A 12,585-nucleotide genomic window follows, 5' to 3' on the forward strand; every position below is an offset into this window, starting at 1 on the left:
CGAAGGGCAGCGATCGGGCCGGGAGGCGGTCATGGCGGTCAACGACAGTGCGGATCGACCAGGGCCGGCCGACCGGGGCTACCCGGCGTCGGTCTCGCGGGCCACGTTGTTCTGGTACGCGTTCGCGTCGACCCTGCTCGTCGGCTGGTTCCTGTTCGGCTGGCTGGTGCTGCGTCAGGGCTTCGTCGACTCGGTGGGTGAGGCACTCGGCACCGGATTCGCGCTGCTGCTCACGGTGTCGGTGATCGAGGCGGCCCGCCGGCACCGGCACGACGGCCGGCCCACGGGCTGACGCTCCCGGGCGTACCGACCGGGCCGACCGGGGCCGCCGCGCGGTCCGGGCCGACCGCCGTGGCAGGCCGCAGTGCGGTCAGTCAGTCGTGCACCACCGCGGCGGTCACCCGCTGCAACGCGAAGGTGTGCAGCGTCTCGGTCCGCTCGTCCTCGGCCCGCAGGTAACCCGCGCCGATCGACACCGGACGGACCAGCCGGGACGCGGCGGCACCGTGCGCGTCCACGTAGCCCACCCAGACCAGCGCCTTGTCCCGTACCGCCTGCTGCAGCACGGCCAGCGCCTGCGAGTGCGCCTGCACCGCCGCCAGCCCGTCGACCGCCTGCCCGGTCGCCGCCCGGACCGGACCGGGTGCGCGCCGTACCGCACGGGCCGCCGCCTCACCCCGACGGAGCTGCTCGACCAGACCGCTGATCCGGGGGGCGGTCAGCTTCGGCACGGCCAGCGGATCGACCGACCGCAACGTCACCGGATGCCGCACCGGTGCCCGCCGGGCCCGGGGCCGGCCGGTGCGTAGCGCGGCCCCGGTGCCGTCCTCCGGCACCGGGGCGTAGCCGGCCTGCCGCAGCGCCTCCAGCATCCGGCCGGCGGGCACCACGCTGACCAGCACCGTCGGCGCCAGCCGACGCAGCGACAGGGCAGCCAGCCGGCGGTCCGCCAGCACCGTGGCCAGCAACGCCTCGTCGTCGCTGCGCAGATAGCCGCCGGCCGATCCGGCGCGCAACCCGCCATGGGTACGCGCTGAGTCGTCGATCAGGTAGGTGAGGCCCTGCGGCACCGGGGTGCGGGACCGCCGGGCGAACAACTCATGCAGCTCGGCCGCCTGGTAGCCGGCGTCCAACGCCCGGCGCACACTCGCCGACGTGACCCGGTGCACACTGGCCGCCCCGGTCGACTCCGGCTCGGCGACCAGCTCCAATTCGGCAGCCAGGGCCGGCTCCGGTGGACCGGGCACCACCACGGTCAGGTCGGCCTGCACCAGAACGTGGTCCACCGGGGACGGCAGCAGGTCGTCCAGCGCCCGTTCCACCGTCGACGCCGCACCTCGGTGCTCCCGTTCGGTTGCCCGTACGCCGAGCGGATCGTCGTCGGCCGCGATGTCCCGAGCGTCCCGGCCCTCCCCGGCGAGCAGCGAGCGGCCGTACCCGGTCAACACGCCCAGCCCGGTGACGCCCAGTTGAGCCGCCTCGTCGAGGACCTCGCGGTGCAGCTCGTCGCGGCCCCGGCTGCGCCGCGGCGCCTGCCAGGCGAGCAGCGTGAGCACTTCGTCGGCGGTCGGCGCGGCCCCCGGCGGCAGCGCGGCCAGCACCCCGAGCACGGTACGGCGTACCGTCGGCGCGCCGGCCCGCTCCACGTCGGTCGACAACGCGGTGATCGGCCGGTCCCGGTCGTCCCGGCGGCCGATCAACCCGGCCCGCCGGGTCATCGCCAGCCACGCCCCGGCCAGCCGCTCCCACCGCCGGGCCACCGGTTCGTTGATCCACTGGTCGTAGTTGCCGGTCGGCAGGATCTGCTGGTCGACGGCGGTGCGGCTGGCCGAGGCGGGCAGTTCGGCGGCACCGAGCAGCCCGGCGGCGTACCCGATCTCGATCAGCAGCCCGGCCAGCGACTCGCTGACCCCACCGACGCGGGCCAGCCGGCGCAGCTCCCGCACCCCGATCCCGCCGGTACGCAGCAGCGGCGCCGGCTCGGCGGCCAACGCCTCCAGCAGCGCGCCGGCCTGCCGGACCAGCTCCATCGCCTGCCCGGCACCGGTCGAGTCAACCGCCTTCGGATCGCGTTCGGCGGAACCGGCGGCAGGCGGGTCGGGGCGCAGCGCGCCGAGCGGCCCGGTGTCCCGGCGCAGCAACAGCCCGACCTCGCGGGGCAATTCCACGGCCTGGCTGCCGGCCGTCGCCGGCTCGTCGGTGACCACCGCCAGCAGGCCGGCCTCGACCAGCCAGCGCACCGGGCTCACCCCGTCGCCTGGACCCAGGGCGGCCGGGGCAGCAGCGGCCGGGGCCTCGCGGGCCTGAGCGCCAGCGGCCGGGGCTTCGCGGGCCTGAGCGCCAGCGGCCGGGCCGCCAGCGGCGGTAGTCACCGTGCCGAGCGGCGGACCGGCGGCGAGCCGGTCGAGCACCGCCCGGGCCGACGGCGGGGCGCTGAGCAGCGTCCGGCGCAACGTGGCCGGATCGGCGCACCGTCGCGCCACCCGGTCGTCCAGGTCGGCGGCGGGCCGGCCCAGCCCCGCCGGGTACGGCGAACTCGCCTCGTCCACCCCGCCGGCCACCCGCAACCGCCCGGCCGACCCGTACAGCAGGCAACGGGCCAGCAGCCGGTCCACCGCCGCGCGGACCTGAGCCGCAGTCGCCCCGCTGCCCGGCGCGGTGGCCATCGCCAGCACCGCGTCCACTGGGACGACGGCGTCGGCGGTGTCGGCCGAACCGGCTCCGGCCGACGGCTCCCGGCACAGCCGCGCGGCGTCAAGGATCCGCAGGGTGAACTCGTCGAGGTCGTCGAGCGCGCGGGCAGCGGAGACCCGCGACTGGGCCCGGGCGGCCAGCGTGGCGATGTCGGTCGGCGCCGGCACCACCAGATCCGGACGCAGGCGCAGCAGGTCACCCAGCTCCGCGTCGGAGCGGGAACGCAGGTGGTCGGCGAGTGTGTTGGCCATGGTTGTTCCACGCTAGCCCGCCGGACGCCCCAGGTGGCCTCGGCCGTCCGGAGCAGATGCGCCGGCTCGGGAGTCGCCCGCATAGGCTCACCCTCCGGCCGCCACCCGACCGGCCACCCGCCGGCCGGACCCACCCGTCGTGGCGGGCGTGACGAGGGAGGGACACGCGCATGTCGCCGGTGGTCGGATTCGACCTGGACATGACATTGATCGACTCGCGGCCGGGGGTCGCCGCCACCTACCGGGCGTTGACCGAGCTCACCGGGGTGCAGGTGGACGCCGAGGTCGCGGTGTCCCGGCTCGGCCCGCCGCTGCGCCACGAGATCAGCCAGTGGTTCCCGGCCGACCAGGTCGATGCCGCGGTCGAGCAGTTCCGGTCGCTCTACCCCCACTACGCGGTCGGTCCGACCCTGCCGATGCCCGGGGCGGTCGCCGCGCTCGAACTGGTCCGGGAGCGGGGTGGGCGGGTGGTGGTGGTCACCTCGAAGCTCGGCCGGCTGGCTCGCCTGCACCTGGACCACCTGAGGCTGCCGGCGGACGAGGTCGCCGGGGACCTGTTCGCCGAGGGAAAGGCGGTCGCCCTGCGCGAGTACGCCGTACAGCTGTATGTGGGTGACCACACGGCGGACATGGTGGCCGCGCGGACCGCCGGGATACCGGGTCTCGGGGTGGCCTCCGGCCCCTGTTCGGCGGCTGAGCTGCGGTCCACCGGAGCGGCTGCGGTGATCGACGACCTGACCGGATTCCCGGCGGCGGCCGACGCACTGCTCCGGCTAGCCTGGTGAGGTCAATCCTGCGAGTGAAGTCGAGGTCAGTGGTGCCGACGGGTCGAGTGAAATGGTACGACGCGGGAAAGGGGTACGGATTCGTCACCAGTGACGAGGGTGGCGACGTGTTCCTGCCCAAGGGTGCGTTGCCGGCTGGCGTCACCGACCTCAAGTCCGGGCAACGGGTGGAGTTCGGGGTGGTGGACAGCCGGCGCGGCGCGCAGGCGCTCGGCGTACAGCTGCTGGAGGCCCCGCCGTCCGTCGCCGAGCTGCGTCGGCGACCGCCGGAGGAGCTGCACGGACTGGTCGAAGACATGATCAAGGTGCTGGAGGCCAAGGTCCAGCCGGACCTGCGGCGGGGCCGGTTCCCGGACCGCAAGACGGCGCAGACCGTGGCCCAGCTGGTGCACGCGGTCGCCCGCGAACTGGAGGTCTGACCCGCGGTCGCGGTCCCCGGACCGCAGTGGTCGGCTCTCTACCGCCGCCGTAGCTGGTCGTCGGGCGGTGGCGCGAGCAGCCCTGCCGTCGGTGGGGTGAGCCCTTGCGCCGCCGCCCGGTCCAGTAGCGCGGCGACCGCCGCGTACCCGTCGGCACCGAGGTCGGCGGTGAATTCGTTGACGTACAGCCCGATGTGCCGGTCCACCACGTCCGGCTCCATCTCCTGGGCATGGGCCAGCACGTAGTCCCGGGAGGCGCCCGGATCGGCCCAGGCCAGTCGGACCGACTCGCGAACCCAGCCGGCCGCCTGCGCCGGGTCGACGACGCCCCGTCGGGCCAGGATCGCGCCCAACGGGATCGGCAGCCCGGTGTCCGACTCCCACCACGCTCCGAGGTCGACCAGCGCGGAGAGCCCGTACCGCTGGTAGGTGAACCGCGCCTCGTGGATCACCAGCCCGGCGTCGTACCGGCCGGCGGCGACGCCGGGCATGATCTCGTGGAACGGCACGACCTCGATCCGGGCCGGCGGCCGACCCGCCGACCAGAGCCGGAACAGCAGGTACGCGGTGGTCCGCTCACCGGGTACGGCGACAGTCGCCCCGGTCAGGTCGCCGGCCGCCCAGCGGCCCTCGCCGGCCGTACCGCCGGCCGTACCGCCGGTCAGCAGCAGCGGGCCGCAGCCCCGGCCCAACGCACCCCCGCAGGGCAGCAGGTGGTAGTCCGGCAGCAGCCAGGGCAACGCGGCGAAACTGACCTTGACCAGGTCGAACTCGCCGCGTTGCGCGGCGGAGTTGGTGACGTCCACATCGGCGTACCGGACGGTGACCGGCGGGGCGTCCGGCACCAGCCCGTGCACCAGGGCGTGAAAGACGAACGTGTCGTTGGGGCAGGGGGAGAAAGCCAGCCGCAGGGTCACGTCAGCCACGGTAGTCGGCACTCCGGCTGGCCAGCGCGCTGGCCGCTGTGGTCAGCGCGGCCAGCGCCAACGGGATCCGCCAGCCGGACCGGTCGCGCGGGCCGACCGGGTTGGAGATGGTACGCAGCTCCGCGAAGGGCAGCCCGGCCAGCTCGGCGGCGCAGGCCACCCCGTACCCCTCCATGGCCTCGGCCACCGCGTCGGGGTAACGGCCGGTGAGCGTTCCAGCGGTCGTCGCGGTGCCGGTCACGGTGTTCACCGTCAGCACCGCGCCGGGTACGGCGTCCGGCAGCACCGTCCGCAGCCAGCCGGTGAGCGCGCCGTCGGCGGGGGCGACCGCGGTGCCGAAGCCGAGTTCGTCGATCGTCAGGAACCCGTCCGGCGACTCGGCGCCGAGGTCGGCCGCGACGCTGCGGGTGGCGACGGCGGTCTGCCCGACGGCGATCCGATCGGGGAATCCGCCGCCGATCCCCGCGCTGACCACCGCGTCGTACGGGCGTCCGCTGCTCGCCGCGAGTGCCAGCTGCCGGCTGGTCCCGGCGGCGGCCGCCGCCGAACCGACCCCGACCACCGCGACGTCGACCGCTCGGTCGGCTGCGTCGCCCGTCGTGCCGCCGTCCGCTGCCGTGCCGCTACCGGCCGTGCTGCTGCCCGCCGTGCCGCCGCCCGGGGCGATTCCGCGCCGGAGGGCGACCGCCTCGGCCTCGACCGCGGTCACGATCAGAATCCGCACCTGCCGCACCCTACCCACCGCGCCTTCCTGGACCTACCGGCCGCCGGGCAGGGTCCGTTGCCCGGCGACTCGTCACCTGCCCGTGGGTTGGCGTCTTACCCGCCCGTGGGCCAGCTTCCGCTGTCCGGCCCGTCGGGTCGATCGTCCTCGGCCGCGCGGCGCAGCGTCGACGACGGGCGGTAGATGTGGAATCCGGGTGGCGTCGGATCGTCGTCGTCGGCTTGGCCGTCGGACCGGTCGTCGCCGCGGTGACCGGCGGGTGCGCCGGCGGCCGGGACGCCGACCGGCTCGGCACCGACCGGGCCGGTGCCGCCCTGCCCAGCGCCGACCGGTGCCGGCGGTGCCGGCGTCGGCGGGGCGGGTCGCGGACGTGGCCGGATGCGGGCCGGGACGAGCGACCGGCGGGCGCGTGGCGGAACAACCGTGCCGCCGTCGTCGGGTGAGCCGGCGTCGGGCGTACCGGAATCGGCGGTGACTGATCCGGCGGTGCCGGGTTCGGGCGGGCCAGTTTCGGGCGTCTCCGGGACGTCGTCGGCTGCGTCGACCGGTCGGCCGTTGAGCCGGTCCTTGCGCTGCCGGCCGGCGACGATCATCGCGCGGGCGGCGGCGAGTATGCCGAAGCCGGCCGCCGCGACGACACCGACCCGGCCGTCCACCGGAATCAGCCCGAACGCGCCACCGGCGACGAACGACAGCATCAGAATGGTCTCGGAGTGGGCGAATGCGCTGGCCCGCAGCCGTTCCGGCAGCCGCTCCTGGATGGTGGCGTCCACCGCGAGCTTCGCGATGCCGCTGATGATCGCGGTGACGAAACAGAACAGTGCCACCATCAGCAGCGAGAACTGCAGGGTGGCGAGTACACCGACACCGGCCACGATCACCAGCCCGCTGGACTGCAGGGCGAGTGGGCGGTTGATCCGCATCCGGCTGCCGATCGCGGTGGCGGCGAAGCTTCCGGCGGCCAACGCCGCTCCGACCAACCCCAGCGCGCCTTCGTCGCCGAGCTGCTGGCGGAACACCACCGTGGACAGATCGCCCGCCTTGATCGCGAAGGCGAGGAAGAGCAGCAGGAAGCCGTAGAGGCAGCGTAACGTGCCGCTGCCCACCAGGGTGGCGATCACCAGCCGGCTTCCGGTGAGAATCCGCTGCCGGTCGGTGCCGCGCCGCAGACCGAACACCCGGAACGCGCGTGGCACCCGCTCGGCGGGCTCGGAGTCGGCCCGAGGCGGCAGCCGCAGCGCGATCACCATGCCGACCAGGAAGATCACCGACGCGACCCGCAGCGGCCACTGCGGCCCGAACCAGAACGCCGCCAGCCCCAGTGGTGCGACCAGCGCCCCGGCGATCGTGCCGTAGACGCTGGCCCGGGCCCCGGCCTGGGACAGCCCCAGCCCGGCCGGCAACAGACGGGGCACGGCGGCGGAGCGGCCGACGCCGTACGCCCGGGACAGGGCGAGCACCCCGAACGCCGCCGGATACAGCCCGAACCCGTTCAGGTGGTCGGCGATCAACCAGGCCAGGAAGGCCCGGCCGAGCATGGTGGTGGCCAGCGCGTACCGCCGGCCGTGCCGGAAGTGGTCGAGCACCGGGCCGACCACCGGGGCCAGCAGCGCGAACGGCACCATCGTCACCAGCAGGTAGAGCGCCACGCTGCTGCGCGCCTCGCCGAGCGGCGCGCTGAAGAAGATGGTCCCGGCAAGCCCGATGGTGATCAGGGTGTCCCCGGCGCAGGAGGCAGCGTGCAGGTCGAACAGGCGCGACATGCCCGGCTCACCGCCCGCCCCGCGGTGGCGTACCTGCAGAACCTTGTGTCCGGCCCAGCGACCGCTGTGCGCCGTGCCGCGCAGCACCGCGCGGGTGCCGCGGAAGGCGGTCCCGGCCGTGTGCCCGAGCGAGCGAAACAGCCCCATGCGCCCATCCTCACCTATCCGCAGCCGTCCCGTCTCGGGCTGTGCCGGTTTTCGCGGTCGCGGGTCCGGGTCGGCGGGGGAGTGCCTGCCGACAACGAGTCGCCGTCGGCGGGGGAGTGCCTGTCGGCGGTGCCGGCCGGTAGGCAACAATGGGACGGTGACCAGGAGCACCGCTCGTGCCGCCCGCCTCGACTCGGTCTGCGCCAAAGCCGTCGACGTGGCGTACGCCGCGCTGACCGACGCGGTGGATCCCGCCGAGGTCGGCGAGCACCTGCAGGCAGTCGCCGAAGGCGACCGGCTGGTGACCCACCTCTTCGACTGTCATCTTGCCGGGTACCAGGGCTGGCGGTGGGCGGTCACCGTGACCCGGGTCTCTCGCAGCCGGCAGGTGACCGTCTGTGAGACGGTGCTGCTGCCCGGCCCGGACGCGTTGCTGGCACCGGGTTGGCTGCCCTGGCACGACCGGCTGCAGCCCGGTGACCTGGGCGTCGGTGACCTGCTGCCGACCTCGTTCGACGACGACCGGCTCGCGCCCGGTTACCTGCAGTCGGACGACCCGGCCGTCGAGGAGGTCTCCTGGGAGCTCGGGCTCGGTCGGAGCCGGGTGATGTCTCGCGAGGGCCGCGCCGACACCGCGCAGCGCTGGTACGACGGCGAACACGGCCCGCAGGCACCGATCTCGGTCGCCGCGCCGGACACGGCCCGCTGCGGCGCCTGCGGGTTCTACCTGATGCTGGCTGGGGCGCTGCGGCAGGCGTTCGGGGTGTGCGGCAACGTGTACGCACCGGACGACGGCCGGGTGGTGAGCGTGGACCACGGCTGTGGCGCGCACTCGGAGACGCTGACCGGCCCGGCGGTGACCCCGGTGGACGAGCTGCCCACGGTCTACGACGACGGCGAGGTCGAGACGGTCACGGTGCGTTCGGGTCCGGCCGGCGACTGACCTGGTCGGCGTGGCGCCGTCGCCGGTTGGCGTCGTGCCGCAGCATCACCGCGAGCCCGGGCAGCCCGAGCAGGAGACCGGCCAGGCAGGTCCAGAGCCAGTCGGTACGCCCGGTGTCGGCCAGCCAGTCTCGGGCGAGCAGGCAGACCAGCCCGGCGACGGCCCAGGCGATCATCCCGCCGACGGCGAACGGCACCATCGGTGGGTCCAGCGGCGCCGGTCGGGGTGCCCTCGGCAGCCGCACCGGGCCGGTCGGGGCGTCCGGCGGAGTCATCGGCGGCGAGTCGGGCACGCTACCAGGGTACGTCCCGGTTGATCGAGACCGCCGCGACGGGCCGGTCAACCCGGACGGCGGGCGGCCGGATCGGCGATGTCGCGGGACGTAACCGGATGGACCTCCACAGGTAACAGCTGATCTGAGACGATGCGCGCAACCCAGTCAACCTGATGATCAGCTGTGAGGACCCATGGCGACAGTGCCGGCAGAGACGACCGGGTCGACTCCGGACCGCAGCCCACGTAACGCGTTCGACCGGTTCTTCGAGATCACCGCCCGCGGCTCCACCCCCGGCCGGGAGGTACGCGGCGGCCTGGCCACCTTCTTCACGATGGCGTACATCGTGGTGCTCAACCCGTTGATCCTGGGTAGCGCGGTCGACGGCGAGGGCGCCGCGCTGGCGATCCCGGCGATCGCCGCCGCGACCGCCCTGATCGCCGGGTTGATGACGCTGCTGATGGGGGTGGTCGCCCGGTTCCCGCTGGCGCTGGCCGCCGGTCTCGGGGTGAACGCCCTCGTCGCCTTCGAGATCGCACCGCAGATGACCTGGGCCGACGCGATGGGCCTGGTGGTCATCGAAGGCGTGATCATCCTGGTCCTGGTGCTGACCGGGCTGCGTACCGCCGTCTTCCGGGCCGTGCCGACCCAGCTGAAGACCGCCATCGGGGTCGGCATCGGGCTGTTCCTCGCGTTGATCGGCTTCGTCAACGCCGGGTTCGTCACCGGTGGCACCGCGTCGCCGCCGCTCGGCCTGGGCGTCAACGGCATGATCGCTACCTGGCCGGCGTTCGTCTTCGTACTCGGCCTGCTGCTCACCCTGGTGCTGGTGGTCCGCAAGGTGCGCGGTGCGATCCTGATCGGCATCCTGGGCTCCACGGTGCTGGCCATTGTCGTCGAGGCGATCGGCGGGTTCGGGCCGGCCGGCGGCCCGGACGGCCAACCCGGCGGTTGGGCCCTGACCGTGCCGAGCCTGCCCGACCAGGTCTTCGGCATGCCGGATCTGTCGCTGCTCGGCAAGTTTTCCGTGCTGGGGGCGTGGGACTCGGCCACCTGGCTGATCGCCCTGATGTTCGTCTTCACCCTGCTGCTGACCGACTTCTTCGACACGATGGGCACCATGGTCGCGGTCGGTCAGGAGGGCGGCCTGCTCGACGCCGAGGGGATGCCGCCGAGGACCAAGGAGATCCTGGTCGTCGACTCGATCGCGGCGGCGGCGGGCGGCATGGCGAGTACGTCGAGCAACACCTCGTACATCGAAAGCGCCGCCGGGGTGGCGGAGGGCGCCCGGACCGGAGCGGCGAACCTGGTCACCGGCGGGTTGTTCCTACTGGCCGTCTTCCTGTCCCCGCTGGTCGAGGTGGTGCCGTTCGAGGCGGCGTCGACCGCGCTGGTGGTGGTCGGCTTCCTGATGCTGACCGCGGTGCGCACCATCGACTGGACCGACTACGAGATCGCCATCCCGGCGTTCCTCACCATCGTGCTGATGCCGTTCACCTACTCGATCTCCAACGGGATCGGCGCGGGGGTGATCACCTTCGTGCTGATCAAGCTGGTGAAGGGCCGCGCGGCGCAGGTGCATCCGCTGCTGTACGGGGTGGCCGCGCTGTTCACCCTCTACTTCCTGCGGCATCCGCTGGAGTTGCTGATCGGCTGAGCCGACCGCCTCGTCGCTTCGTCTGCCGGCACCGGCGGTACCCTGGTGCCGCCGGTGACGGTGGTCATAACGGCTGGTCGATCGGTGTGTTCGTTAGTTAGGCTAACGAACGTGACGGAGTGGGCGGTGATGGGAGAGCAGCAGGTCACGGCCGCGCAACTGGCGACGTCCCTGCGCGATGCCATCACCCGACTCAACCGGCGGGTCCGACGGGCCCGGCCGGTCGGCGATCTGACGGTCACCCAGCTGTCCGCGCTCACCAGCCTGGAGCTGGCCGGTGCGATGACGCCGCGGGAGCTGGCCGACATCGAGCGGGTCCAACCGCCGACGATGACCAGGATCGTCGCCAAGCTCGAGGAGCGCGGACTGGTGCAACGCACCCCGCACCCGACCGACGGCCGGCAGGTGATCCTGTCGGCCACCGGGTCGGGCCGCGAGGTGATCGCCGGGTTCGAACGGGTACGTGACGAGTGGCTCGCCACCCGGCTCGCCGCGCTGAGTCCTGCCGAACGGGACACGTTACGGCAGGCGGCGGAGATCCTGCAGCAGGTCGCCCGCGGCTGACGCGACAGTCGCCATCGGGTCCGCTTCGTCCCATGTGGATGACGCGTACGATCCGAGGAGGCGCACCCCGAGTGCGGGCGACACTGAACACCACCTTCCAGTCCCTACAGGTCCGCAACTACCGGATCTTCGCCACCGGGCAGCTGATCAAGCTGATCGGTGTGTGGATGATGTTCATCGCGCAGGACTGGCTCGTCCTGCAGCTGTCGGACGACTCCGCCACCGCGCTCGGCGTGGTGGTCGCCCTCCAGTTCACCCCGGTGCTGCTGTTCACCCTGATCTTCGGCCGGCTCGCCGACCGCTACGACAAGCGGCTGCTGCTGTTCGTCGCCAACGCCATCTGGTGCGTGCTGGCCCTGGTGATGAGCGTGCTGGTGCTGACCGGCGTGGTGGCGCTCTGGCATGTCTTCGTCTTCGCCGGACTGCTCGGCGTCGGCAACGCCCTGGAGACCCCGGTCCGGCAGGCGTTCGTCTCCGAACTGGTCGGGACCCCGCTGCTGCCCAACGCCCTCGCGCTGTCCTCGGCGACGTTCAACACCGCCCGGATCGTCGGCCCGGCCGTGGCCGGGCTGACCATCGCGGCGTTCGACGTCGGGCCGGTCTTCCTGATCAGCGCGCTCGCGTCCACGGCCCAGCTGGTCGGACTGATCCGGATGCGCTCCGGCGAACTGCACCGGGTCGGCCTGCCGGTCGGAGCGCAGCGGGACGCCGCCAAGGTGGTCGACGGGTTGCGCTACGTCGCCCGCCGCCCCGACCTGATGCTGCCGATGGCCCTGATGGCCGTGCTCGGCCTACTGCTGTTCAACTTCCAGCTGACCCTCGCCGCGTTGGCCAAGACGGTCTTCGAGACCGGTGCGGCGTCGTTCGGGCTGTTCACCACGGCGCTCGCGGTGGGCGCGCTGGCCGGTGCCCTGGCCGCCAGCGGCCGGCGCGACCGACCGTCGGTCTACGTCGTGCTGGGCAGCGCGTTGACCTTCGCCGGCCTCGGCACCCTGGTCGGGCTGGCCCCGACGTACTGGCTGGTGGTGCTCCTGCTGCTGCCGACCGGGTTCTTCATGGTCTACTTCGCGCAGGCCTCCAACCAGCGGGTGCAGCTCGGTGTCGACCCGGCGTTCCGGGGCCGGGTGATGGCGCTGTGGGTGCTGGTCTTCCTGGGCACCAACCCGGTCGGCGCACCGATCATCGGCTGGGTCGCCGAGCGCTTCGGCGCCGGGGCCAGCATCTGGCTGGGCGGCCTGCTGTCCTTCCTGACCGCCGCCGCCGCGCTGGCCTGGCAGTTGCGGCGTACCGGCGGCCGGCTGCGGCTGAGGTGGGCACCGATGCCCCGGCTCTACGTACTGCCGGCCCGACCCGCGCCGGCCCATGCCGGAGCAGTCCGAGCCTGACCTGGAGCCGTACTGCCCGGGGTCCTGGAGCCGTACTGCCCGGGGCCGATCGG

At 73.5% G+C, this 12,585-nt stretch carries 12 protein-coding genes; 7 read left to right on the top strand and 5 right to left on the bottom strand.

Annotation, left to right across the window (positions count from 1 at the left end; translation table 11 throughout):
• Positions 1 to 31: 31 nt before the first annotated feature.
• Positions 32 to 292, top strand: a complete 261-nt coding sequence (locus ACN27J_RS23680) for a hypothetical protein (RefSeq protein WP_278173442.1) — start codon at positions 32 to 34, stop codon at positions 290 to 292.
• An 82-nt stretch (positions 293 to 374) separates the two neighbouring features.
• Here the strand turns inward: ACN27J_RS23680 and ACN27J_RS23685 are convergent, their stop codons facing one another.
• The gene (locus tag ACN27J_RS23685; RefSeq protein ID WP_421369616.1) at positions 375 to 2,945 is read right to left on the bottom strand and encodes a helicase-associated domain-containing protein; all 2,571 of its coding nucleotides are present in this window, start codon (positions 2,943 to 2,945) and stop codon (positions 375 to 377) included.
• 170 nt (positions 2,946 to 3,115) lie between these two features.
• Here ACN27J_RS23685 and ACN27J_RS23690 point away from each other — a divergent pair, with 170 nt between their 5' ends.
• The gene (locus ACN27J_RS23690; RefSeq protein ID WP_421369617.1) at positions 3,116 to 3,730 is read left to right on the top strand and encodes an HAD family hydrolase; all 615 of its coding nucleotides are present in this window, start codon (positions 3,116 to 3,118) and stop codon (positions 3,728 to 3,730) included.
• A gap of 32 nt (positions 3,731 to 3,762) precedes the next feature.
• Positions 3,763 to 4,149 carry a cold-shock protein gene (locus tag ACN27J_RS23695; protein ID WP_123607376.1) on the top strand — a complete coding sequence of 129 codons (387 nt, stop codon included), beginning with the start codon at positions 3,763 to 3,765 and terminating at the stop codon, positions 4,147 to 4,149.
• A gap of 38 nt (positions 4,150 to 4,187) precedes the next feature.
• Here ACN27J_RS23695 and ACN27J_RS23700 read toward each other — a convergent pair whose 3' ends face one another.
• From ACN27J_RS23700 to ACN27J_RS23710, 3 genes are all read right to left on the bottom strand, one after another.
• On the bottom strand, positions 4,188 to 5,066 hold the full coding sequence (locus tag ACN27J_RS23700; protein ID WP_421372415.1) for a 1,4-dihydroxy-6-naphthoate synthase: 879 nt from the start codon (positions 5,064 to 5,066) through the stop codon (positions 4,188 to 4,190).
• 1 nt (position 5,067) lies between these two features.
• Positions 5,068 to 5,808: a futalosine hydrolase gene (locus ACN27J_RS23705; RefSeq protein ID WP_421372417.1), complete on the bottom strand. Its 741-nt coding sequence runs from the start codon at positions 5,806 to 5,808 to the stop codon at positions 5,068 to 5,070.
• Positions 5,809 to 5,894: 86 nt separating this feature from the next.
• Complete coding sequence (locus ACN27J_RS23710) at positions 5,895 to 7,709, bottom strand: MFS transporter (RefSeq protein ID WP_421369619.1); 1,815 nt, start codon at positions 7,707 to 7,709, stop codon at positions 5,895 to 5,897.
• Between the two features lie 85 nt (positions 7,710 to 7,794).
• Between ACN27J_RS23710 and ACN27J_RS23715 the strand changes: the two genes are divergently transcribed.
• Complete coding sequence (locus tag ACN27J_RS23715) at positions 7,795 to 8,652, top strand: DUF3027 domain-containing protein (RefSeq protein ID WP_421372420.1); 858 nt, start codon at positions 7,795 to 7,797, stop codon at positions 8,650 to 8,652.
• On the opposite strand, the gene ACN27J_RS23720 is transcribed toward ACN27J_RS23715, so the two are convergent.
• On the bottom strand, positions 8,621 to 8,926 hold the full coding sequence (locus tag ACN27J_RS23720; protein WP_416551394.1) for a DUF2530 domain-containing protein: 306 nt from the start codon (positions 8,924 to 8,926) through the stop codon (positions 8,621 to 8,623). The genes ACN27J_RS23715 and ACN27J_RS23720 overlap by 32 nt on opposite strands.
• Positions 8,927 to 9,119: 193 nt before the next feature.
• On the opposite strand from ACN27J_RS23720, the gene ACN27J_RS23725 reads away from it, so the two are divergent.
• The 3 genes from ACN27J_RS23725 to ACN27J_RS23735 all read left to right on the top strand — a co-directional run bounded on the left by ACN27J_RS23725 (position 9,120) and on the right by ACN27J_RS23735 (position 12,532).
• Positions 9,120 to 10,583, top strand: coding sequence for an NCS2 family permease (locus ACN27J_RS23725; RefSeq protein WP_421369621.1), 1,464 nt, complete (start codon positions 9,120 to 9,122; stop codon positions 10,581 to 10,583).
• A gap of 129 nt (positions 10,584 to 10,712) precedes the next feature.
• Complete coding sequence (locus tag ACN27J_RS23730; protein ID WP_421372423.1) at positions 10,713 to 11,147, top strand: MarR family transcriptional regulator; 435 nt, start codon at positions 10,713 to 10,715, stop codon at positions 11,145 to 11,147.
• A gap of 71 nt (positions 11,148 to 11,218) precedes the next feature.
• Positions 11,219 to 12,532: an MFS transporter gene (locus tag ACN27J_RS23735; protein WP_421369623.1), complete on the top strand. Its 1,314-nt coding sequence runs from the start codon at positions 11,219 to 11,221 to the stop codon at positions 12,530 to 12,532.
• The last annotated feature ends 53 nt before the right edge of the window (positions 12,533 to 12,585 follow it).

It is taken from the genome of Solwaraspora sp. WMMB762 (assembly GCF_049179115.1).
Taxonomy (GTDB): domain Bacteria; phylum Actinomycetota; class Actinomycetes; order Mycobacteriales; family Micromonosporaceae; genus Micromonospora_E.